Origin of the sequence: Planctellipticum variicoloris, from assembly GCF_030622045.1 — a bacterium.
GTDB lineage: Bacteria > Planctomycetota > Planctomycetia > Planctomycetales > Planctomycetaceae > Planctellipticum > Planctellipticum variicoloris.
The window spans coordinates 6,368,710-6,391,308 of sequence record NZ_CP130886.1; the positions used below are offsets into that span (position 1 = coordinate 6,368,710).

The 22,599-nt window shown below is 63.9% G+C and carries 18 protein-coding genes; 16 read left to right on the top strand and 2 right to left on the bottom strand.

The genetic code is table 11. The features are described from left to right. Window positions 1-427: 427 nt before the first annotated feature. Window positions 428-1,648, bottom strand: a complete 1,221-nt coding sequence (locus SH412_RS24895; RefSeq protein ID WP_336520741.1) for a protein-L-isoaspartate(D-aspartate) O-methyltransferase — start codon at window positions 1,646-1,648, stop codon at window positions 428-430. A gap of 105 nt (window positions 1,649-1,753) precedes the next feature. Between SH412_RS24895 and SH412_RS24900 the strand changes: the two genes are divergently transcribed. The 11 genes from SH412_RS24900 (at window position 1,754) to SH412_RS24950 (ending at window position 15,128) form a co-directional block, all read left to right on the top strand. After that, window positions 1,754-2,368: a Uma2 family endonuclease gene (locus SH412_RS24900; RefSeq protein WP_336520742.1), complete on the top strand. Its 615-nt coding sequence runs from the start codon at window positions 1,754-1,756 to the stop codon at window positions 2,366-2,368. Between the two features lie 59 nt (window positions 2,369-2,427). Next, window positions 2,428-3,270: a diaminopimelate epimerase gene (gene dapF / locus SH412_RS24905; RefSeq protein ID WP_336520743.1), complete on the top strand. Its 843-nt coding sequence runs from the start codon at window positions 2,428-2,430 to the stop codon at window positions 3,268-3,270. Window positions 3,271-3,407: 137 nt separating this feature from the next. Further along, window positions 3,408-4,589: a M24 family metallopeptidase gene (locus tag SH412_RS24910; protein ID WP_336520744.1), complete on the top strand. Its 1,182-nt coding sequence runs from the start codon at window positions 3,408-3,410 to the stop codon at window positions 4,587-4,589. A 177-nt stretch (window positions 4,590-4,766) separates the two neighbouring features. Then, window positions 4,767-5,981 (top strand): exodeoxyribonuclease VII large subunit, encoded by a 1,215-nt coding sequence (gene xseA, locus SH412_RS24915; protein ID WP_336520745.1) that lies wholly within the window; start codon window positions 4,767-4,769, stop codon window positions 5,979-5,981. A gap of 492 nt (window positions 5,982-6,473) precedes the next feature. Continuing rightward, entirely contained in the window at window positions 6,474-6,866 is a 393-nt protein-coding gene (locus tag SH412_RS24920; RefSeq protein WP_336520746.1) for a GntR family transcriptional regulator, read from the top strand. A 151-nt stretch (window positions 6,867-7,017) separates the two neighbouring features. Further along, entirely contained in the window at window positions 7,018-8,358 is a 1,341-nt protein-coding gene (locus SH412_RS24925; protein WP_336520747.1) for a redoxin domain-containing protein, read from the top strand. Between the two features lie 340 nt (window positions 8,359-8,698). Then, a complete protein-coding gene (locus SH412_RS24930; RefSeq protein WP_336520748.1) occupies window positions 8,699-9,640 on the top strand; it encodes an ABC transporter ATP-binding protein in 942 nt (313 codons plus the stop codon). A gap of 76 nt (window positions 9,641-9,716) precedes the next feature. Next, a complete protein-coding gene (locus SH412_RS24935; protein WP_336520749.1) occupies window positions 9,717-10,376 on the top strand; it encodes a hypothetical protein in 660 nt (219 codons plus the stop codon). Window positions 10,377-10,419: 43 nt separating this feature from the next. Further along, entirely contained in the window at window positions 10,420-11,898 is a 1,479-nt protein-coding gene (locus tag SH412_RS24940) for a hypothetical protein (RefSeq protein ID WP_336520750.1), read from the top strand. A 134-nt stretch (window positions 11,899-12,032) separates the two neighbouring features. Beyond that, entirely contained in the window at window positions 12,033-14,519 is a 2,487-nt protein-coding gene (locus SH412_RS24945; protein ID WP_336520751.1) for a DUF1559 domain-containing protein, read from the top strand. A 348-nt stretch (window positions 14,520-14,867) separates the two neighbouring features. Further along, window positions 14,868-15,128 carry a hypothetical protein gene (locus SH412_RS24950; RefSeq protein ID WP_336520752.1) on the top strand — a complete coding sequence of 87 codons (261 nt, stop codon included), beginning with the start codon at window positions 14,868-14,870 and terminating at the stop codon, window positions 15,126-15,128. A gap of 175 nt (window positions 15,129-15,303) precedes the next feature. Here the strand turns inward: SH412_RS24950 and SH412_RS24955 are convergent, their stop codons facing one another. Then, window positions 15,304-18,561, bottom strand: a complete 3,258-nt coding sequence (locus SH412_RS24955; RefSeq protein WP_336520753.1) for a hypothetical protein — start codon at window positions 18,559-18,561, stop codon at window positions 15,304-15,306. A gap of 396 nt (window positions 18,562-18,957) precedes the next feature. On the opposite strand from SH412_RS24955, the gene SH412_RS24960 reads away from it, so the two are divergent. The 5 genes from SH412_RS24960 to SH412_RS24980 all read left to right on the top strand — a co-directional run bounded on the left by SH412_RS24960 (window position 18,958) and on the right by SH412_RS24980 (window position 22,394). Continuing rightward, window positions 18,958-19,317 carry a PadR family transcriptional regulator gene (locus SH412_RS24960; RefSeq protein ID WP_336520754.1) on the top strand — a complete coding sequence of 120 codons (360 nt, stop codon included), beginning with the start codon at window positions 18,958-18,960 and terminating at the stop codon, window positions 19,315-19,317. 177 nt (window positions 19,318-19,494) lie between these two features. Next, complete coding sequence (locus SH412_RS24965; RefSeq protein ID WP_336520755.1) at window positions 19,495-20,901, top strand: permease prefix domain 1-containing protein; 1,407 nt, start codon at window positions 19,495-19,497, stop codon at window positions 20,899-20,901. A gap of 197 nt (window positions 20,902-21,098) precedes the next feature. Next, a complete protein-coding gene (locus tag SH412_RS24970) occupies window positions 21,099-21,653 on the top strand; it encodes a hypothetical protein (protein ID WP_336520756.1) in 555 nt (184 codons plus the stop codon). Window positions 21,654-21,753: 100 nt separating this feature from the next. Next, the gene (locus tag SH412_RS24975; RefSeq protein ID WP_336520757.1) at window positions 21,754-21,996 is read left to right on the top strand and encodes a hypothetical protein; all 243 of its coding nucleotides are present in this window, start codon (window positions 21,754-21,756) and stop codon (window positions 21,994-21,996) included. 179 nt (window positions 21,997-22,175) lie between these two features. Next, complete coding sequence (locus SH412_RS24980; RefSeq protein ID WP_336520758.1) at window positions 22,176-22,394, top strand: type II toxin-antitoxin system VapC family toxin; 219 nt, start codon at window positions 22,176-22,178, stop codon at window positions 22,392-22,394. Window positions 22,395-22,599 lie beyond the last annotated feature (205 nt).

Sequence of the window (22,599 nt, forward strand, 5' to 3'; positions counted from 1 at the left end):
AGGGCGGTTCGGCGGACCTGTCAAATGGTCAGAGTCCTGAATTATGCCCCAGGCCCCAAAGCGCGGTCAAGACCGGACCGTCAAGAGCAATCCTGTACAGGTTGCCGGGTCGGTGGCCGGGCCGCGGAGAAGATCTCTCGCCGAGACATCGAGCTCGGACGGAGAACGCGGAGTCGATGGAGAAATTCATCCCGCCGAGGCGACCACGAAGCACACGAATGGACGCGAATGAGGACGAAGACTGGAACCACGGAGGTCACGGAATTCCGTACGACGGATATTCTCGCCCCGTCGATCTGAATGGACGCGTCGCGGTCCCGGCGAAGAGGCGGCGGATGTGGACGTCCGCCGTACATTCGAAAAATGGGGTGGCGTGCGGACAGGCGGCTTGTCAATTCGCCACTGACGACGGACCACTGACCACCACCTACCTCGGCAGCGGCGACATTTTGACGTCATCGACCCAGAGCCTGCCGGTCGCCCCGTTGAGTCCAACGCGGACGATCATTTCCCGGGCCGACTTGGGGACCGTGATCGTCTTCGAGGAGCGTTCCCAGTCGGCGTCGGCGGTCCAGGGTCCGACGCCGCTGGTTTCGACTTCCTTCCGCAGGCTGTCGTAGAAGTGGACGACGAGGGCCGGGCGCTCCCAGGATTCCTTGCCGGAACGAATGTTTTCAGTCTTATGTCGGACGGAGATGGCGAGGGTCCCGATCTTCGTGCCGTCGATCGCCATGCCCTGGAGCCCCTGGGCGGGCCGGCCGAGCTCGTCGTTCTCCAGCAGCCAGCAGAACTTCCCCTCGGGAGCGCCCTCAGTCACCAGCGTCGCCTGGCGCTGATAGTGCCAGTGATCGGCAAGGCCGTCTGCGTTGGCGTCTTCTTCGAAGTTGCCGTTGAAGAGGACTGGATGCAGCGGGTCGGGGAGGATCTGCCGACGTTCTTCGGAGATGCCCGTCATCGGCACGAAGAGCGTCGGAATCAGCTTCTTCATCACCAGCTTGCCCTCCTGTTTTTCGAGCAGATGGAAGACCTGGCTGTAGCGTTCGCCCAGGGGAATGATCATCCGGCCCCCTTCCTTGAGCTGGTCGACGAGGGGCTGCGGAATGTTCTCGGGGGAGCAGGTGACGATGATCTTGTCGAAGGGGGCGTGCTCGGGCCAGCCTTTGTAGCCGTCGCCCACCATGGTGGTCACGTTGGCGTAGCCGAGCCGCTTGAGGCGCTCGGCCGCCTGCTTGCCGAGGGGCTCGACGATCTCGATGGAATAGACTTCTTTGGCGAGGTTCGACAGGACGGCCGCCTGATAGCCGCTGCCGGTGCCGATTTCGAGAACCCGGTCTTCGGGTTGCGGATCGATCGTCTCCGTCATGTAGGCGACGACGTACGGCGGTGAAATCGTCTGCTTGTGGCCGATCGCCAGCGCCGCGTCGTTGTAGGCCAGGGATTTCATGTTGCCGGCGACGAACTCGTGGCGGGGGACCTGTCGCATGGAGGCGAGGACGCGGGGGTTGGCGACCCCTTCCCGTTCGATGTAGTCGGTGACCATTTTTTCCCGCGGTTCGCGGTAAGGGTCGCGTCCCTGGGCAAGGCTCGGAGCCGTCGATCCGAGGAACAGGAGAGAAGCAGCAAGGAGTGCGATCGCATATCGGATCATGAGCCGGGCTCCGTCGTCGGCGAGGGGAATCACGGACAGGGATCGTGCGGGACGACCGTCGGGGAGTATACTTCTTACGAGACCAGTTCCGAAGAGGAGTTCCCGATGAAAGCTGTCATACCTGTTGTGCCCGACGAACTGCTGGAGCAGCGGCGGCGGACGGGTGCGGACCAGTGGGACGAGTTGTGGGAGGGGGTGCTGCATATGCCGCCGATGCCGAACTTCGACCATCAGGGGCTGGCGCAGGACCTGGAAGATTGGCTGCGGCGGAACTGGGCGCGACCGCGGAAGGGACGCGTCTATCAGGAAGTGAACATTGCACCGGCCGGGGGATGGCCGGACAACTACCGCATTCCCGATTTGATACTGCTACCCCGTGAGCGGCTGGTGGGAATCCGCGGCGAGTATTTCGAAGGCCCGCCGCTGGTCGTCGTCGAAATTCGCAGTCCGGGCGACGAGTCCTACGAAAAACTGCCGTTCTACGCCGAACTGGGGACGCCCGAGGCGTGGATCGTCGACCGTGACAGCCGGGCGATTGAGGTGCTGGTGCTGAACCGGGGAACTTACGTCGGTGTCGAGCCGGATGCGGAGGAATGGCGGACCAGTCCGGCGACCGGGGTGCAGTTCCGGCCGCAAGGGGAGCGGAAACTCGCCCTCCGCTTGGAAAGCCATCCCGCGGACGTGACAATGATCCCCGAAGAGGATGACGATCCGCAGTGAGCGGCGTCGGCGACCGACCTCGGAAGCGTTTTATTGCAGACTCTGGACCACGGGCGATCATGCGTTTCACCAAGATGCACGGCATCGGCAACGACTATGTGTACGTCAATGCCTTCGAGGAAAAGCTGCCCGCGGACATTCCCGCGCTGGCCATCGCCGTCAGCGACCGGCACAAGGGAATCGGCGGCGACGGGCTGATTCTGATCGGCCCGTCGGAAGTCGCCGACGCCCGCATGCGAATGTTCAACGCCGACGGCAGCGAGTCGGAGATGTGCGGCAACGGCGTGCGCTGCGTCGCGAAATACGTCTACGACCACGGCATCGCCCGCAAGCCCGAACTGAGAATCGAAACCGGGCGGGGGGTGCTGACGCTGCAGATGTTTCCCGGTTCCAACGGCAAGATCGACCGGGTGCGGGTCAACATGGGGCCGCCGATTCTGAAGTTCGACCAGATTCCAACGACGCTGCCGGGGCAGCCGCCGTTGAACGTGCCGCTGGAAGTCGGCGGAAAAAAGTTCGACGTCACGTGCGTCTCGATGGGAAATCCGCACTGCATCACGTTCGTGGACGAGGTCAACGACGACTGGGTGCTGCGGGTCGGCCCGCTGCTCGAAAAGCACCCGGCGTTTCCGCGGCGGGTCAACGCCGAGTTCATCCAAGTCGTCTCGCCCGACGAGTTCATCATGCGGGTGTGGGAGCGGGGGAGCGGCGAGACGCAGGCCTGCGGCACCGGGGCCTGCGCATCGGCCGTCGCAGGCATTCTGACCGGTCGAACGCACAACCGCGTGCTGGTGCATCTGCCGGGGGGCGACCTGGAACTGGAGTGGGCCGGCGGCGACAGCCCGGTGTTCATGACGGGGTCGGCGACAGAGGTGTTTACGGGCGAGTGGCTGGGGGGGTGAGAGGTCGTTGAGCGTTCAGCGTTGAGCGTCGAGAAAGACAGGGACGCGCGGCGTGCTCTGATTTGTATTCCTCAACGCTTAACGATCGACACTCAACGACCTGAGCCAACACTCACATCCATTATGGAAGCGCACCCATGTTCGATCTCATCCGCATGCAGTCCGCCATCCGCGATTTCGGTTTCGAGGGCTGGCTGCTCTACGACTTCCGCGAGAGCAACATTCTGGCTCGGCGGGTGCTGCAATTGCCCGATTCGATGCATACGTCGCGTCGGTTTGCCTGTTTCATACCGGCCGAGGGAGAACCGCGGCGGCTGGTCCATCGAATCGAGTCGGGAGTGCTCGATCACATTCCCGGCGAGAAGACCGTCTATCTCCGCTGGCAGGAGTTTGAAGCGGGGATCGCGACGCTGATCGGGGGCGCGAAGCGGATCGCGATGGAGTATGCGCCGCGCAACAGCAATCCCTATATTTCCCGCGTCGACGCGGGGACCGTCGAGCTGGTCCGCAGCTTCGGCGCGGAGATCGGTTCGTCCGGCGACCTGGTGCAGCTCTTCGAGGCCGTCTGGGATGAATCACAGTGGCAGATGCACGAGGCGGCAGGGCAGGTGACCAACGCGGCATTTTCCGTCGCGTGGACGTTCATCGCCGACGCCATCCGCGCGAACGGCGTGACGACCGAATGGGCTGTCCAGCAGGCGATCCTGGAGCATTTCGAGGCCAACCACCTGACGACGTACAGCCCGCCGATCGTGGGAGTGAACGCTCACAGCGGCGATCCGCACTATGAAACCGGGATGACGGAGATCCGCCAGGGGGACTTTGTGCTGGTCGATCTGTGGGCGAAGCTCAAGGAGCCGAGGGCGGTCTACAGCGACTTGACCCGGACCGGTTTTGTCGGCGAGGCCGTACCGGAGAAGTACGACGCGATCTTTCAGATTGTCGCCCGGGCGCGCGACGCGGCGATCCAGACCGTACGTGACGCGTTTGCCGAAGGACGGACGCTGCCGGGCTGGCAGGTTGACGACGCCTGCCGGAAGGTGATCGAAGAGGCCGGGTACGGTCCGTACTTCGTGCACCGGACGGGGCACAGCATCGGCCAGGAAGTGCACGGCAACGGGGCGAACATCGATAACCTGGAGACGCACGAAGAACGGCTGATTCTGCCCGGCTGCTGCTTCTCGATCGAGCCTGGGATTTACCTGCCGGAGTTCGGCGTGCGGAGCGAAGTCGATGTCTTCGTCGATCATCAACGGCAAGTACACGTCACAGGGGGAGCGCTGCAGACGGAAGTCGTGCCGATCTTGAAGCAGTATTGAAGATCGTTGAGACAGAAGCACCAAACTCCAAATAGCAAATAACAAACACAACGAAATGGGTGGCACGTCCCTGAGGCTTTGCGAAGGGCGTGTCTTTGATCCGAAGACTACGCCCTTCGAGGACTCAGGGACGTGCCACCCGAGTCTTTCTCGACCCTCAACGCCCAACGAGCCCCCATGCCCGACGAACTTCCCGTCCTGTCCGTCAGCGATCTGACGATGCTCCTCAAGGGGGTTGTCGAAGCCCACTTTCCCGCCGTGTGGGTCAGCGGCGAGATCTCGAACTTCATGCGGGCGGGATCGGGGCATCTGTACTTCACGCTGAAGGACGACGAAGCCCAGCTCAAGGCGGTGATGTGGCGGAGTGCGGCCCAGCGGCTGAAGTTTCAGCTCCACGACGGCCTGGAAGTCCTGGCCAGCGGCCCGATCGAAGTCTACGCGTCGCGCGGACAGTACCAGATCATCGTCGACCGGATGCAGCCCCAGGGGCTCGGAGCGCTGGAACTCGCGCTCCGGCAACTGCAGCAGAAGCTGGCGGCGGAGGGGCTGTTCGACGAAGCCCGCAAGCGTCCGTTGCCGATGTTTCCGCGGCGCATCGCCCTGGTGACCAGTCCGACCGGGGCCGCCGTCCACGACATGCTGCAGGTCATCACCCGGCGGTGGCCGGCGGCGCGGGTGGTGATTCTGCCGGTCGCCGTGCAAGGGGACGGCGCCGCCCAGCAGATCGCCGCGGCACTGCGCAAGGTCCATCTGCTGCCCGAAGTCGACGTCGTGATCACCGGGCGTGGCGGCGGGAGCGTCGAAGACCTGTGGGCCTTTAACGAGGAAGTCGTGGCGCGGGCGATTTACGACTGTCCGATTCCGGTCGTCAGCGCGGTCGGCCACGAGATCGACGTCAGCATCGCCGACCTGGTGGCGGACCGGCGGGCGCTGACGCCGAGCGAAGCGGGCGAGCTGGTCGTGCCGCTGCTGACTGAAGTCCAGCAGACGCTGGATCACATCCGCCGTCGGATGACGACCGCGCTGCAGCAGCGGGCGCAACGAGCCCGGCTGACGCTCGACAATCTTCGGCAGCGACGTTGCTTTGCGAAGCCGCTGCAGCGCGTGCATGACCTGGCGGCCCGGCTGGACGAGCTGGAAGGCCGGCTGCAGCGGGGCCTGCGTGGACGGGTCGAAACGTCGCGTCAGCAGCTCGCCACGCTGGCGGCGTCGCTCGATGCCCTCAGCCCGCTGGGAGTGCTGAAGCGGGGATACTCGCTGACAAAACGGCTTTCGGACGGCCAGCTCGTGCGGGACGCCGGGCAGCTTTTGCCGGGGGATGCGATCTCGATCCTGCTGGCCAGCGGGAGCGTCGTGAGCCGGGTGGAGCGAGTGGAGCGGGATGACGAGTGAGGCGTTGCGGATGAGGATTTCTCGCGATGGCGTGACGGTGATGCCACGACGCCAGGCAGAGGAATGATGGGGCAGCATCGGGGGAGCCCCGGTGAACTGAGGCTCCCCCAATCAATGTCGCCGCCAATGCTCCGACCACAATGGTGAGGCGCGACTCCGGTCCCCTCTCCCGACGTCTTCGTTGGGAGAAGGCCAGGGTGAGGGCCGTCTTTTCTCCGTGGACGAGACCCCGACACTTCCGAAGACCCTCACCCTGGTCCTCTCCCAAATCAGAATGCGGGAGAGGAGGCAAGCCAAAGTCTCACTGCTTCAGAATCAGTGCCGGTGATTACGTTATCCGTGCAGCGCCGTCGCTGAATTCTCCTCCTTTCGACATTCCGCCTTCCTCATTCGACATTCTGGTCGCGGAATAAAACTCTCCACGTCCCGGAAAATGCCCTTGACGTTTCGCCGCACTGTCCTAATACTCGTAGTACAGACAGGACAGTCGCCATGCAGTTTCAGATCGTTCCTTCCAGTCGCGTTCCGATCTACCAGCAGCTCGTGCAGCAGGTCCGCTCCGGCGTGGCCCGCGGCGATCTGGCCGCCGAGGAGCGTCTCCCCTCGGTCCGCCAGCTCTCCCGAGACCTGGTGATCAATCCCAACACCGTCGCGCGGGCCTATACCGAGCTCGAACGGGAGGGGATGCTCCATACCCGCCCCGGCCTGGGGGTCTTCGTCGCCGCGGTCAAAACCGAGCTGACGAAAGACGTCCGCCGCCGCCGGCTGGTCGAGCTGCTCGACGGACTGCTGACCGAAGCCGTCCACCTGGGCTTCAGCCGGGAAGAAGTTCAGAAGCTCCTGGGCGACCGCGCCGGCCGTTTCCAGTGGACGTCGCCCGCCTGACATTTTGAGGAAATCATGCGCGGCGTCAGACAAGTCGACGTTGCAACGAACCGTCTCATGCCGCCTGAACACGAACGAACATCGGCGAAGGAGCCGCTCGCTGTGACGCCAGCCAGCGACTTCGACCTCGCCACCCCGAAGGTGCTTTCGAATGTTGCGAATTCAAATCATCCGCTGGGTGCTGGCAGCCACGGTCGTGTGTTGTTCGCTTCGTGCAATGGCCGGGGCGGATTCTCCGGATACGTTGGACGGCGCTGCACCAAGGTTCCTGGCGGCTGAAAGCAAGATCCACAATCGCGATGACTTCTGGGCCGCACGACAACGACTGGAGGCGCAGGCGCTGCGGCTGGCCGAGCAAGACCTGCGCAGCAAAGACGCCGAGCAAGTGCTGCACTGGATCCTCATGTCGCCACGAACAAGCGAGTCTGTGAAGCTGGCGGCTGAGCGGCTGGCGAGCTTCCACGCGACGTCGGACGCAACCGCCAACCTGTGGGTGAACTTCGCAATGGAGCCGCGAGAGTGGACGTTAGCGTTCTTCGCCTCGGCGGCAGAACGAGAGTTGACGACCGACCAGCGCGCGGTCCTCGATGTCGCGCAAGCGATTCACAGGAAATCTCTGCTGGAACTGTCAGACGAACTCCAGGCATCGCCGGATCTCGAGGATGAGTACGCCCTCCGGCTGGGGCAGGAACTGACCAGCAGACTCAAGCATCTCGCCAGCGCAATCGAAGAGTCGAGGGTCGTCGCGGAGTTCGAGCGGATTGCCGATCGCCATGGTCCGCGAATGATTGGCGGAACGTCCGCAAGGAGGCTGGCTGAAGGAGGGATCTTTGCCGTTCGCCATCTGAGGCTGGGTAAGATCGCCGAAGGGCTCGAGGGGGATGCGCTCGACGGGAGAACGATTGGGCTCAAGTCACTTCGAGGCCAGGCGGTCCTCGTGCACTTCGGAGCGACATGGTGCATGCCGTGTCTTGCCGCGATTCCGACTTTGAAACAACTGAGAGCCGACCATCAGCATCAAGAGCTGGCGATCGTCTGGGTCGGCGTCGACCGCGACAGGCGCGACTTGGACCGGATTGTGCAGAAGCATCAGATTGAGTGGCACGTCATTGCGGATTCCGACGAAACGCTGCAGAAACAGTGGCAAGTCCTGTCGTTGCCGTCCTATTTCGTGCTGGATCAGGATCATGTTATCCGCTATCGAGGCGGGAGCCTCTCGCGGGCCGCAGGTGCGATTGGCTCGCTCTTCGCAAATGACGCCGGAGCGGTCGCCAAGCTCCTTGGAATTGCCCTGCAGACATTCGACAAGAACAACGACGAACGCATCGAGCGCGACGAACTCCCTGCCGAGAAGCAGGCGATCATTGATCTCGCCGACTACAACGACGATGGAGTGCTCTCGATCGACGAGTTGAAGGGGTACTTCACGAAAAGCCTGACGAGCCCGGCGGCGACTTCGAGACGCGCACCAGTAAGTCCCTCGCGCGATTGAGCCATACTCGGCGACGCTTGTAGTTTTGGGGATCGCACTCCTGATGGCATTCATGCGGACCGGTCCTCCCGAAGGAATCCGGAACGCAAGTTGAGAAAGTCACATGAACCGCGGCGAATTTCCATTCAACCGATTTCGTTCCCAGGCGGAGCCTGGGAACGAAGAAGCAAAACAGAACAATCGTCTCCCGTCTTTGTCGCCTGCTTCTTGGGTTCTCTCTTTCTCAGTGCTCTCCGTGTCTTCCGTGGTTCATAGTCTTTGCTCCTATTCGCGTCCATTCGTGTGATTCGTGGTTGTCTCTTCTGAATTGCTATGCGCCGAATGTTGTGAAAGCTCTCCCATGACTTGCGCCATCGAAATTGACCGCCTCGTCAAAGATTACGGCTCCAGGCGCGTCGTCGATCAGGTCTCACTGCGCGTCCCCGCGGGCTGCGTTTACGGCTTTCTCGGCCGCAACGGGGCGGGGAAGTCGACCACGCTCAAGATGCTCCTGGGCATGGTCCGACCGACGGCCGGGACGGCGAAACTCCTCGGCCACGACATCGCCGAGCTGCCGCCCGAAGTCCGCGGCCGGATCACGTATCTCGCCGAAGGCCACCCGCTCTACGGCTGGATGACGGTCAAACAGGCGACCGACTTCGCCCGTGCGTTTGCGCCCCGCTGGAACGGCAGCCTCGTCGAAGGGGTCCTCGACCACTTCGAGCTGACTCCGAAAGCCCTCATCCGGCGGCTGTCGAAGGGTCAGCATGCCCAGGTGTCGCTGGCGCTCGGTGTCGGCAGCGATCCCGATCTGCTGATTCTCGACGACCCGACGCTCGGCCTCGACACCGTCGTCCGCCGCGATTTTCTGGAATCGCTGATCCACCTCATCCAGCGGCAAGGCCGGACGATTCTCTTCAGCTCGCACGTTCTCGCCGACGTCGAACGGGTCGCCGACCGGATCGGCATCCTGGTCGACGGCGTCTTGCGCGTGGACGCTCCCCTCGAACACTTCCGCGAAGCGATCAGTCAGGTGGTCCTGGACTTCGCGGGGACGCCGCCGGCGATTCCCGCAATTCCGGGCCTCGTGAATACGTCCGTGATCGGCCGACAGGTCAAGCTGGCCATCGTCGGCTTTGGCGAGACGCATCGTGAATGGATCGAGTCGCTGCAGCCGACCCATTGGGACCGCGACACGCTGAGTCTCGAAGACGCGTTCATCGCCTACACCCGCGGTTCGCGCAAGCCGCTGCCGTGGGTGACCCCCGAACGGGAAATGGAACTGGTCGCGGTTGAGACGTAGGGTCCGCGGTGCGGACCTCATCGATCGAGAACTGGTTCGCACGGCGGACCCTACAGATTCTGCGGAAACAACAATCATGTATCGGGCACTCGTCCTCAAAGAACTGCACGACCTGCGGGGCGTTCTGGCCGCTGCGGCGTTTGCCGCGGCCCTCATCACGGCCACTCTGGCGGGAGCGCCGATCCTCCCCGCCCAGATCGCCGGCAGCTCGTACGAGCGCGTCGTCCGATTCACCTCAGGGGCCGAAGAACAGTGGATCGCCGCCCTGGCGGTCGGCACCGCCCTCGCCTTCGGCTACTGGCAGTCCGTCCTTGAGATTCAGCGGGGGACCGCCCTGTACCTGTTCCATCGCCCGCTCTCCCGGCGGAAGATCGTGCTGACCAAGCTTGCAGTCGGGCTGATTCTGCAGACGCTGATCATTGCGATTCCCACGCTCGTGCTGGGCGTCCTGGCGGGCTGGCCCGGTTTCTGGCCGGCGCCGTTCGCGTGGAGCATGACCTGGAACTGCTGGGCCTACGGCGCCTGGGCGCTCCTGGTCTACCTCGCCGCCTCGGCCAGCGGCTGGCTCGAAGCCCGCTGGTTCGGGATGCGGCTGGCGCCGCTGGCGGCGGTCGTGCCGCTGCTGATCGTTCCAGCCGTCACATTTTTCAGCGGCTGGTGGCTGCTCGTGCTGCTCCCGTTTGCCGGCCTGCTGATCGTGGCGGTGTTGCGGGCGGCCGAGTCGCGCGACTTCTGATTCCAGCACCGATCCAATTCGTCGGCGATCCAAGGATCTGACCATGTTCCGCAACACGCTGCTTTCCCGCATGGGCGTCGCCCTGGTGCTGTCGATTGGCGTCTCCGTCGCCTGGGGATTGATCGTCCTCTGGGGCGGCATGATCACCGCGGCGATCTTCCCCAATCAGGGGACGTACCAGCGAATCGTTTATGGCAGCAACGGGACGCCCGTCATCGAGACCGCCACCTACTACGCCACTCAGCCCTCCGAATACAAGGATTTGGACGGTGGCGAGTACTCCGACTCGGACGAGGACTGGCGCAATACCATGTATGAGTCCGCGAATCTGGTTCCGATCGTCTCGCGCGACGGTGTGGGCCGCATCCCGGTCGGAAGCCACATTTCGGTCTTTCATAGCACGACACAGCCGGCCACCTTGTGGTACTTCATCCACTCCGGGACCGAAACCGGCGGCGGCTGGTTTCAAGGGTACTCCGCCGAGACCCGGCGTTTCACGGGATACATTGGCGTGAACGGCCCGACCGCGACGCGCCCGGAAGGTCCTGACCGCTTCCAGGTGCCCCCCGGAGCGATGAACTACAATCCGCAGTGGTCCGAACAGAATTACTATCGCTACCTGGGGGTCTCCATCCCGCCCCGCCTCTCGCAGGCTCCCAGCGGCCCCCTGGCGCGTGTGGCCTGTGTCCCGGTGACCGACAACGTCTTGATCGTCGACCTGCGGAACGGCGATGTCCGTAAGTTACTGCCGGATCCCCAGCAAGTGCGAGCCATGCAACTTACGCGCCATGCCGACCGGCGCAGCAAAGACGCCAAGTTGCTCGTCGAGACCGATCGCTCGGTGCTCGTATTCAACGATCGGCTGCAGCAGGTCGCCGAATTCCGCCTCCCGGACGACGATGACAGCGGCTATCTGACGTTGCTGACGGCCGGGGACGGTTCGACCTGGGCGGTCTCATATTTCAACGTCGCACGCCAACTCGGCTCGAAAGTCAGAGTCCTCCACTGGACGGCGGATGGAGAGCTTCCAACGTCGCGGGTCGTTGATCTGAAGAACGCGGCGGTCGGATCCCAGGATGCCTGGTTCGCCGCCGTCAGCCTGGCAGTCCCCTCGCCCATCACGCTCACGGCGACGGTCTTCGGGTTCGCGCCCTATACCATGTGGAATACTCAGCGGGTTCCCTGGTCCGAAGCGGTCGCCCGCTGCTTCGCTGCGGGAGCCGGACCGGCGCTCGTTGTCGTCTGGTTGCTGGGAGCCGCGGCCGCATTTCTAACTTGGCGACACTCCCGCCGGGAAGACGCGCCCCTGCAGGAAGTCTACTTCTGGACCGCCTTTGTCCTGCTGCTGGGTCCCGCCGCCTATCTCGGCTACCGCTTTCACCGCCGCTGGCCCCGGCAGCTCCCGTGCCCCGCCGGCGGTCATACGCTCCCCGCCGACCACTTCGACTGCCCCACCTGTCACACCGCATGGCCGCTGCCCGCGATGAAGGGGATCGAAGTCCTCGAACCGGCGAAAGCCTGAGAGCCGTCCGCGACCAGCCACTCCTGCGTTTTGTACAGTTCCGGTTTGCGTTCTCGAACCGGATGCGGTAGACAAAATACTCCCGTCTCGCCGATCTGGTCGGCCGAGTCTTTCGCGAGAAGCAGGAGTCTCACATGCACCGTGGAGTGTCCCGCACCGGGATCATCGTGTTGCTCGCCGTCACGGCTCTCGTCGGATGGCGGTGGAGTCTCGCCCAGAACGGGCGAAATCCAGTCGCGCCCGAGTCGCTCCTGCCGGGCGACGCCTGGGCCTACCTGCACTCGGGAGGCAACCGCGGCCATGAGGCGGCCTGGAAAAAGACCGCCGCGCACGAAGCGCTGGTCGAGTCCGGCCTGGCGGACTGGATCAACGATCTTGCAACTCAATTCGGAGAATCGAACCCTCCCATTGAACTGGTTCGCCAGGCGTTCTGGCACTCGCTGGAACATGGCCTCTCCGCGAATCTGACGTTCGGCGAAGGCGATCTGCCACAGTTCGTGCTCGTCCTGCACGGCGCGGGCGAGTACGTCCCCGTCGCCGCCCGACAGCTTTCCGACGGAGCGGTCCCCGTGATCCGCGAAGTCCTCTCCGGACGGACGGTCTATTCGGGAACGATTCCTGGCGAGCCCAACGGGGCCTGGTCGTTCTGGCAGGAGGGGGGACATGCCGTCGTGACGTTCGGCGCCGGCGCTCCGGCCGCTGTCATTGAGGCGGCCGACGGGCAGCGGCCCAGTATGGCCAAGACGGGAGAGGCCGGTCGCACGCTCAAAGACGATCTCGGGCGAACCGTCACGTCCGTCGCCTGGCTCGACGCCGAGCGGCTCCGCGATCGGTTCCAGGATCAAGCCCTTCCGGCGCTCCCGTCCGGCAAGTCCGCGACGGTCGGCCAAGTGCTCGAAATCCTCGGCGTCGACAATCTTCGCCGCGTCACCAGCCGTTCCGGATTCGATGGCAGAGAGTGCTGGTCGTCCCTCGATATCGATGCAGACGGCGAGCTGCGCGGCATTCTGAAGCCGTTACTGGCGGGCGGAAGCTTTGCCCTGAAAGACCTGCCTGCACTGCCGCGCAAGACGCCGTTCCTGTCGGTCTTCACGCTCGACGTTCCCGGCGTCTACCGCGAAGGGATTCGCATCGCCCGCGAGTTCGCCGATCTGGTCGGCACGGATGAGGAGAAAGCCCAACTGGAAGAGGGGCTGGCGCTCCTGCCGGAACAGCTCGGGCTGGCCCCCGACGAAGCGCTCCTGGCTCCGCTCGATCCGCTGCAGGTCCTCTACTCCGATTCCGGCAACGGTCCCTTCGGCATGGGCGTCGGACTGATGGCACGGGTCAACGATCCGCAGCGGCTGCGAGAGTTTCTGGACGGAGTGCTGGAGCGGATTCCTTTTCCTCCAGAGAACGGTCCGCAGATCGTCCGGACGGACAAGCGCGGCCGGGAGGTGATCTCGATCGGACAGCCCGGCGTTCCCATCTGGCCCTCCTTCTCGGTCGACGACAAATGGCTCGTTGCCGGTTTGTCCGCTCAATCCGTCGACGCCTCGCTGGCCCGGATCGACGGCAAGCTGCCCGCCTGGAAGCCGACGCCCGAGCTGCAGCCGCTGTTGAGCCGGCTGCCGGAGACGATGAGCGGCTTCCAGATCAGCGATCCCCGCGACGGTCTGCGGGCCTCCGGACAACTGATGCCGATGCTGATGGCGGGTATCCAGCAGGCTCGCCAGCAGGCCCGCGTCGCAGACGACGCGCCTCTGCCCGACATGCCTTCCATGGACCTCGTCGCCGAGCCGCTGTTTCCCAACGTGACCGTCTGCACGGCGCACGCGAAGGGAATGACCTGGCAGTCGCGGCAGTCGTTGCCGTCGCTGCCGCTGGGGATTTCCTTCGAGGCCCCGTCGGTCGGGACCAGCGCGGTCCTCGTGGCGTTGCTGCTCCCCGCAGTTCAGCAGGCGCGCGAGGCCGCCCGTCGCACGCAGTCAAAGAACAATCTGAGGCAGATTGCCCTGGCGCTGCACAACTATCATGACACGTTCAACGAGTTCCCGGCCGGGACGGTGGCTGGTCCCGAGAAGCCGGAGGACCGCCTGAGCTGGATGGTCGGACTTCTCCCCTACCTGGATCAGGCGCCGCTGTATAACCAGATGGCGCCCAAGGGGACCCTGGCCGACGAAGCAAACGTCGCCGCCCGTCCCGTCGACATTCAGATCTTCCTGCATCCCAATGCGGTGCCCGACCCGAACATCGACGGCGGTCGAACCGACTACGCCGGTGTCGCCGGACTGGGCGCCGACGGCCCGACTCTCAAGAAGGGAGATAAGAAGGCCGGCGCGTTCGGCTACAACGAGGCTCGCGGCATCCGGGACTTCACCGACGGCACGAGCAACACCGTGATGGTCGGAGAAGTGAAGGTGAATCGAGGACCCTGGATCCAGGGCGGTCCCGGCACCATCCGGCCGCTGGTGCAGCAGCCCTATATCAACGGCGCCGAAGGATTCGGATCCAATTCCACCGGCGGCTGCCACTTCGTGCTGGCGGATGGTTCCGTGCGCTTCATCAGCGAGAACATCGATCCGGCCGTCATGGAAGCCCTCGTCACCATCGGCGGCGGCGAAGTGCTCGGAGATTTCTGAGAACGACTCGCTCCCAGGCTCCGCCAGCGAGAGTCCGGCGGCGAGGCTCCGCCTCGCATTCTCTGGATAACGCGTCATGGCTGCGTGGACGCGAAGCGGAGCCCCGCATCGAGCGATTCCCAAGCGGAGTTTGGGAACCAGTTGAATTCCGCGCATTCGCAATCGAACGAGGCGAGGGGCGAAGGATTGGACCGTCGAACCGCAAAACGGTGGCTGCCGGTCGCAGGTTTGATCCTGGTCTCCGTGTGGCTCGCAGTTCAGGCGCTGCAGTCACAACTCAATGTGGAGGAGTCCGCCGTCATTGGCACATGGAGGACGCCTCCGCTGGAGGACGGGCACAGGACCTTGATGTCGTTGACGTCGGCCCGGCGATGTCGAATTCGCGTCGCCTATGCGGATGGAAAGGTCAGAGACCAGTTGCAGGGGGCATGGTCGATCAGGGATGGCCTGCTGACGGTCGATACTCGCTCGTTCCTGGAGTGTCTGCCGGGGCCGATGCGACTGCGCGGACCGGGTGAGATCTGGACGTTCGCCCTGCGAGGCGACGATCTCATTTACGCACCGGATGGCCCGAAACCGATCCCGCTGGAACGAATGTCGCTTGATTGAATACGCCGCCCATTTGCCGGCGCCGCGCGGGAGAGTTGCCGAAATATCTGATACCCCGACGGAGAGTCCTGAACGTCCGGAGTGACTCGACGCGGAGCCCCGCAAGTCCTGGTTCCCAGGCGGAACCTGGTTGCCAGTTGAGCAGAGCGCAGAATCCGGCACGCCGGAGCGTGCCCTACTTCGCCGCGGCGGCCAGCGTCGACTTTCCAAGCCCCTGTCGGGCGTTCGAGCCGAATACGTAGGACGGCAATTCGATCGCCCCCAGCGCGTTCACCGCGAACTCCGACATCTGCCGGTCAATCCCCGCCTGCGGCGCCTCTCCCTGATCCAACCGGATCAGCAGCCGGTCCAGGTTGCCGAAGCGTCGCGCGGTTTCCCAGATGGTTGTCCCTCCCTGCTCGAACGCGATCCGGCACTCGATCACCTTGATCGTCACCTGCGTCTGGTCGGAGCGGTTCCCGATCTTGGAAACATTCGTCGTCCCCATGTTTTTGACGCCGACAGTCACTGCCACCCGCGTCGGAGCGCCATCGGCCCGCTCCAGTTGCGACTTGGCCAGCCGCTGCGTGAGCCGTTCGGTCAGCAACCGGCGCATCTCCGACAGCTCCGGCTCCGGGCCGATCGTCACCTGCAGCGCAACCTTGTCACCCGGCTTCAATCGGGCGTTGGCCGCCAGGTTGGTTCCTTCGAGCTTGCCGGCCGCCGCTCCGTCCGGCAGCGCAGCGCTCCGCAACTGCCACTTGTTCGCCACCGGCAGCGCAAACCAGCACTTGCCCCCCGGCTGCGTGCGGGCGAGCACCGCCAGCCCCGGATCGTAGCTCCAGGCTACCGCCTGGAACGGTTTGCTGATGAGCTGGCTCCCTCCCAGCAGCAGGTAATCGTCCCCCATCCAGGCAAGCTGTTCCGACTGGTCCGGCACCGGCCAGCGCGCAGCGACCTGTCCTTCCGCAATGTCGATCACGGAGATCAGCTTGTTGGCTTCGCTCCCCTGCGACAGCGCCAGCCATTGACCGCTCGGATGGAACGCCATTCCGGCCACCTTGGCCTCCAGCGCGACCAGACCGATTCCGTCGCCCGACGCAACATCGAACAGCGCCAGATCCTTGTCGCCCAGAATATTGCCTCGAACAACCGCCAGTTGCTTTCCGCCAGGCGAGACGGCGTAGCGCCGGGCGTCCGCGAGTTTGAGCACCGGAGTCAGCCCGCCGCTGATCTTCCAGACCACCAGTTGATCTCCCTGGCTGTGCGTGACGACGTGGTCGTCGTCGACGAACTCCGCCGACGCAAGCTGCCGCTCCCGCTCTTCGCTGGCCGTCTGGAAGGGCCGCCAGCCCAGCACATGGCTCCCATCGCCCGCAAGGCTGTAAATATCGAGCCGGCCTTCCCCCCGATGCAGCTCCAGCAGCACCTTGCCGCCGTCCGGCGAAATCGAATAGAGGTCTGCCGAGAACGGCGCCTTGATGCGGCCCGTTCGCTTGCCGTCCGCCAGACCATACGTGTCGACCTGCGTTTCCTTGGCGATCGGCTTCGGCGGCTTCATCGCCAGCCGTTCGCGCGTCGCCGCGTCGATCAGGTTGAAGCCCTTGACCTTGGGATCGTCCACATCTTCGTCGATCGCGATCCGGACGGCCGCCACGGGATTCGCCCCGCGGCCGAGGACCACGTCCCGGAGAACTCCCTTCGTCGCTTCGAGCGCCAGCGGCGATTTCAGCGCCGGGACATCGATTCCGGCGTCGGGCTTCGCCGTCCAGTCGTTCGATGCAATGGCTTCCGAGGCGTCCGCGAAGTCCGTCGGCGTCAGCGGCGGCAGATCGAGGTCGATCGCCATGCCCCCCGCCGCTGCGGCGGCCGCCCCTTTCGCCAGCTTCTCGTCGTCGAGCTTCAGCACCTCCAGCTTGGAATCCCCCTTGCCCACCTCCACTCCCACCAGCCAGTCCGCCCCCATCACTTTGCGGGCGACATTGAGATCCGCCCCTTCGATCTTCGGGTAGCTGAAGACCAGTTGTTTCGCGTCCCGATCGATGATCCCTCGACTGTGGGCCAGCCAGCGGCGTCCGCCGGGGAACGGTTCCAGCCGTTCCTTCTGGTAACCGGGATCGAGCTGTTCCTTGAGATCCGGTTCGATATCGAAATCGTCGACGATCTGTCCCGTCGCCAGGTTCCAGACGACGAACTGCGAAAACTTCCCGCGACCGGCGCGGGCGGACACGTTGTAGATCACCGCCAGTTCGCTGCCGTCGGGGGAAAATCCGAACGCGCCGAAGTCCAGCGAATGCGCCTTGCCGTCGATTTCAATCGCGCCCGCCAGTTTGCCCGTTTCCAGGTCGTAGAGCTCCAGACGCTTGAGGAGAAACTCGCCATTCACCGCCAGATACCGCCCTCCCGGGCTGAAGGCATGAAACGGCTCGGGCTGGAAGTTCTTATCTCCGACGATCTGCTGCACGAAATTCCCGGAAGGGAGCTCCCAGACCTTCACGCCGCGATCGACCTGCGACAACGCCACCAGACGGTCCGGACGGGGGAGCGCGAGCGTCGAAATCTGAAATCGCGTCGACGCATCGGTGACAGTCAATTCTCCCAGCGGCTTCTTCGCCTTCACGTCGAAAACGGTAATCGTTTTGCTGCCCGGCGAAGCCATTGCCAGATACTTGCCGTCCGGGCTGAGGCCGAGATCGTTGGATGCGGAGATCCCCGTCACGGTCCCGGCTTTGCCGCCCGTCGTCAGATTGTAGATTTCAAACGGGGACTTCGAACCGATGTCGCTCTTGATGCCGACGAACGGGCTCGACGCGACCGGATACAACACCGCGTCGTTGCGGAGATTGCGGCCCTCGACCTTGATCTTCAGCGGTTTCTCCGACTTGAACTCCTCAATCGCTGCCGGCGGATCGGCCTGGACCGTCCAGTCGGCGGACTTCTTGAAGACGAGCCGGGGCGATTCGTCCGTGGTCTTCGCCGGCTGAAATCCAGAGGGCGTTGCTCCCGGGCCGGCTGCCGGAGCCTTCGGCGCCGCGGCAACGGCCGGATTTCCCGGGGCCGCGGGAGGTGTTGCAGATGCCGGCGCGGCGAGCGGAACCGCGGCCGCCACAGGTGGCAAAACAGCGGGCGGCATCCCGGCGGGCGGAGACTGTCGGTCTGGCTGAGTTTGAGCAACCGGCTGAGCCTGAACAGCCGGCCGTGTCAGATTACTGACGACCAGAAAGGCAATGATCCCGCAGACGACGGCCGATCCCACGCCGACGCCGATCAGTACGCCGGCCGACGACTGCGACTTTTTCCGGCCCTTCTTCGATCCGCCGCTGGAACGACGGCGTGCGCCGCCCGGAACCTCGATCTCCGCGCCGCACGATTTGCAGTCGACGGTGGCGCCGGCGAGGTCGTCGGGAAAGCGGTATTTCTTACCGCACTCGGGGCAATCAGTCTGGACTGGCATGAAAGTACCCTCAAGGCCCGGAGAGGGAGCGTGCTTGATTGTGCGATGTGGAATCAGAATCCCCGAACGGGGCAGTGATGACGGACGCAAATCTTCAACGATGCCGTGCGACGAGCGCCGCAGTCATCCTGACGTGATCGTCAGCCGCCCGCAAGAGGTTGTCCAGTGCAAGTTTCTGGCGGCGTCACTCGCCTTGCATCTGGTTCCCAGGCTCTGCCTCGCGCCATTGGCGGCTGACGAACGACGTTGTCGAGCGGTCCCGGCGGACCGCCCGAGACAGAGCCCGGGGACTCGTTCTGGGCGATTTCTCAAAAGATGAATTGACAGGCGATATATCGCGTGCCAACATGTGGTCATTCCATTCTCGACCCTCGTTCGTTCACTGAGGGGATTCGTATGAAGACGCAACGATTCGGTCCCGACCTGCTCCGCGGCAGCCTCGATCTGATGGTTCTGTCGATCCTCGCCGGCGGCAGCACCTACGGCTACGAACTGCAGCAGCGGCTGCGCGACGCCAGCACGAACCTCGTGCAGATTCAGGCCGGCACCCTCTACCCCCTGCTGCATCGCCTGGAAACCGACGGCCTGATCCGCAGTCGCTGGGAGTCCAGCACGGGCCGCAAGCGCAAATGGTACGACCTGACCGCGGCAGGCAAACGCCGGCTGACCACGCAGACGCAGGAATGGGATCGGTACGTGGCCTGCATCCAGTCGGTGCTGGCGCCGGTGCGGGCAGCGCTGCCAGAACCAGCTTGAGACGTTCCGGGTGGCACGTCCCTGAGTCCTCGAAGGACGTGTCTTTGAATCAAGACCACGCCCTTCGCAAAGCCTCAGGGACGTGCCACCCGAAATCCCTGTTTGATGATTCTCGATTTTGGAATTGTTTCGAATTTCGCGTTTCGGATTTTGTGCTTCGTCCGCAGGAGGTTCGCCATGACCGAACCGGACTTCGACGCCTATCTCAATCTGCTGTCGAAACTTCTCCGGCTGACGCGCGGCCAGCAGGCGGAGATTACGTCCGAGCTGCGCGATCACCTCGAAGAACGCTGCGCAGACCTGCTGTCTCAGGGCCATCCGCGTGACGCGGCGATCCGCCTGGCCCTCGACGAACTCGGCGACACGGCCGTTCTGGCCGGCGAGTTTGCACCGTCCCTTCAAGTCCGCCGCCGGAGAACCATCATGCGCTATTCGATTCTCTCAGCGTCGGCCGTGGCCGTCACGTTCGTCGTCGCGTCGCTGTTCGGTCCTGCGGGGCCGGAGCAGAGGGCCAACTCGGTTGTCGTGCAGGCACAGGACCAGCCTGCCGACGCAAAAGTGAAGCCGAATGCGGAACTCAAACCGCTGACGGAGGAGGAACTGCGCCGGCAGATCGAGGAGAAGCTGGCGCGACGCGATGTTCAGATCGATTTCACCGACTCGCCTCTGGAGGAGTCGCTCACGTGGATGGGCGACCTGCTGGATCTCGATTTCCTGCTGGACCGCAAATATCTTGAGGAGAGCGAAATTGCCGCCGATCAGCCGATCACGCTGCAGACCCGGCTGGGCGCGCTGTCTGTGCGGACGGCCCTCGAATTGATCCTGCATCAGGTGGGCGACAATCAGCTCACGTTCGCCATCCGCGATGGCGTGGTGATGATCACCGGACCCGCGGCGGACTATGAGAACGAAGTCTACGACTGCCGGGATCTGATCGCCGGGGTCCAGGTCGAAATGCGAGTTGGCAGCCCCGGGGGGCCGTTGGGGACCGGCATCGGCGGAATGGGCGGCGGCGGTGGCGGCGGCGGCGGTTACTTCCAGGTCGGGCCGTTCGCGACCGCAGTGCTGGGGCAGTTTGGCGGTGGCATGGGCGGTGGCATGGGGGGCGGCGCGGCGCCTGCGGGAGGCGCTGAAGCGGGGCAGGGAGGAACGGCCCCGGTCATTGTCTGTCCGCTCGGCAATGCGACCTCGCGAGCCGGGCAGGCGCTGATCGGCGTCATCCAGGCCGCCACAAAGCCGGAGATGTGGGAGGAGTCCGACGGCGAAGGGGGCACGATTGCCGAGTACGACGGTCTGATCATCATCCACCATAGCCAGCGGGTGCATCGCAAGGTGGAAGAGCTGCTCATGAAGCTGCGGGAAGTGCGCGGGAAGCAACGACCGGCGCAGCCGGCCTCATTGGGCGAACCCCTTCCTGGCGGTGGTCCGCAGCCCGGCACGATCAGTGATCCTGCACTGCAGCGCAGCTCCGGATTCCCCGGCCAACCGACGGCGCTTCCCCCGGGAAGTCTGCCGGGCGCTTCACGACGACCGACGTATCGCGAAGAACCGGCTGCGGAAAAGCCCGCGAGAACGGGCTTCTGACGCGGAATGAGTTGCAGATTTGACCAACGGGACGGCAAAGCGGGTCTGCTTCGTTGTCCCATTCCCTTTCTGGCGAGCCCGCTTCGAGTTGTCCTTGTCGGCCGACGATCAGCGGGATCTGATTTCGGTGGACCATGCAGCGAGTTTCGAATCCGCCAGTCGCTCTGTCGCTCGGAGTTTCGAATTCGCGGGGTATCGTGGATTACGCATCTGCCCTTTATGCCATCACGTCCGATCCCCGGTATCACGGTAATCTCGACTGGGGCGAGCCCCGGCGCGGCCATCCCGAAGGGACCGTCCGGGCTCACATTGTCGAGTTGGAGCGGAACCTCAAGCGTCTCCGCCGACGGCTCTCGGCCGGGGACTGCGACAAGCTGCGGCTGTTGATTCACGTCCACGACACGTTCAAGCCGGAAGCGAAATCGGGCGTCCCGATCATCGATTCCCGCAGCCACGCCTCGCTGGCCAAGGCTTTCCTCGCCGAGTTCTGCGACGACGCCGACCTGTTGGCGATGGTGCAGTTCCACGACGAGCCGTATGCCTTGTGGCAGCAGGTCAGGAACAAGGGAACGTACAATCCCGACCGGCTGGCGGCGTTGATTGACGCGATTCGGGACTGGAATCTGTTCCTGGCGTTCCTGATTGTCGACGGCTGCACGGAGGGGAAAGACCGAGGGTCGCTGCACTGGTTCTTCGGCGAGGTGGCCGGGAAGGTGACGGCGGAGATCGCGGCGTGTGATATTCTGGAGTAGAAGTCGCGGTCCCGACGAAAGGCTTACGATTTGTGTTCAGGCGGTCCTCGTCCAGCGATAGAATTTGAGTGAGTCGAGTGACATTGGAGGATGCGTCCCGATGAAGCCTGTGATCGGCGTCGTTCACGGAAATCGAATCGAACTGGACGGGGATCTCGGACTGCCGGATGGCCAGGAGGTGGAAGTTCTGGTGCGTCCGAAGCGCCTGCGCGAAGCGGTCGGCGCCGGGTTGCAACGGTGCGCAGGCGCCATGACCTCGCTCTGGACGGACGACGACGACCGGATTCTGGAGGAGATTCAGCGGGATCGCGAGCAGGCTGAGATGCGCGAGCCTCTCGGATGAGTTATCTCCTCGACACGAACATTTGCTCGGCTTAGTTGAAACGACCCGCCGGGCTGGCCCATCAATTCCAGCAGCATGGCGGCGGGCTGGAGGTTCCGTCGATCGTCCTGGCGGAGCTCTACACCTGGGCCTAACACCGCGATCAACCGGGGCCGCTGCTGAGGCTGATCGAGGATGACTTGCTTGCCGACATCGACGTCATCGATTTCGACACCGATTGTGCTCGATGGTTCGGTCAGATCCGAGCGCCGTTGCTGGCCGCCGGACAGGTCGTGAATCCCGTGGACCTGATGATTGGCGCTGTCGCGCTGGCTCACGATCTTACGCTGGTCACGCATAATAGGAAGCACTTTACCCCCATTCCCGGTCTCCGGATCGAGGACTGGCTTTCATCGTGACTGGCTGACGCGATCGTCGGGGAATCCTGGAGTGAAGCTTCTTGTCCATAAAGGACCGGTTCAAAACCAGGTGTCGTTGCGGGAATCTGGCGCCGCCCGAAACATCGGAGGCGGCCTCGGACGACGCCATCGATTTTGAAGAAGCCTTTGGCGCAACTCTTGTCGTCAGCCGCGTTCGGGGCGGCTGGACGGGGTGACACCGATT

What these genes read in the sequence shown, in the direction of transcription:
- SH412_RS24895 (WP_336520741.1), bottom strand. Translation starts at nt 1,648, where the DNA reads ATGATCCGATATGCGATCGCACTCCTTGCTGCTTCTCTCCTGTTCCTC.
- SH412_RS24900 (WP_336520742.1), top strand. Translation starts at nt 1,754, where the DNA reads ATGAAAGCTGTCATACCTGTTGTGCCCGACGAACTGCTGGAGCAGCGG.
- dapF (WP_336520743.1), top strand. Translation starts at nt 2,428, where the DNA reads ATGCGTTTCACCAAGATGCACGGCATCGGCAACGACTATGTGTACGTC.
- SH412_RS24910 (WP_336520744.1), top strand. Translation starts at nt 3,408, where the DNA reads ATGTTCGATCTCATCCGCATGCAGTCCGCCATCCGCGATTTCGGTTTC.
- xseA (WP_336520745.1), top strand. Translation starts at nt 4,767, where the DNA reads ATGCCCGACGAACTTCCCGTCCTGTCCGTCAGCGATCTGACGATGCTC.
- SH412_RS24920 (WP_336520746.1), top strand. Translation starts at nt 6,474, where the DNA reads ATGCAGTTTCAGATCGTTCCTTCCAGTCGCGTTCCGATCTACCAGCAG.
- SH412_RS24925 (WP_336520747.1), top strand. Translation starts at nt 7,018, where the DNA reads ATGTTGCGAATTCAAATCATCCGCTGGGTGCTGGCAGCCACGGTCGTG.
- SH412_RS24930 (WP_336520748.1), top strand. Translation starts at nt 8,699, where the DNA reads ATGACTTGCGCCATCGAAATTGACCGCCTCGTCAAAGATTACGGCTCC.
- SH412_RS24935 (WP_336520749.1), top strand. Translation starts at nt 9,717, where the DNA reads ATGTATCGGGCACTCGTCCTCAAAGAACTGCACGACCTGCGGGGCGTT.
- SH412_RS24940 (WP_336520750.1), top strand. Translation starts at nt 10,420, where the DNA reads ATGTTCCGCAACACGCTGCTTTCCCGCATGGGCGTCGCCCTGGTGCTG.
- SH412_RS24945 (WP_336520751.1), top strand. Translation starts at nt 12,033, where the DNA reads ATGCACCGTGGAGTGTCCCGCACCGGGATCATCGTGTTGCTCGCCGTC.
- SH412_RS24950 (WP_336520752.1), top strand. Translation starts at nt 14,868, where the DNA reads ATGTCGTTGACGTCGGCCCGGCGATGTCGAATTCGCGTCGCCTATGCG.
- SH412_RS24955 (WP_336520753.1), bottom strand. Translation starts at nt 18,561, where the DNA reads ATGCCAGTCCAGACTGATTGCCCCGAGTGCGGTAAGAAATACCGCTTT.
- SH412_RS24960 (WP_336520754.1), top strand. Translation starts at nt 18,958, where the DNA reads ATGAAGACGCAACGATTCGGTCCCGACCTGCTCCGCGGCAGCCTCGAT.
- SH412_RS24965 (WP_336520755.1), top strand. Translation starts at nt 19,495, where the DNA reads ATGACCGAACCGGACTTCGACGCCTATCTCAATCTGCTGTCGAAACTT.
- SH412_RS24975 (WP_336520757.1), top strand. Translation starts at nt 21,754, where the DNA reads ATGAAGCCTGTGATCGGCGTCGTTCACGGAAATCGAATCGAACTGGAC.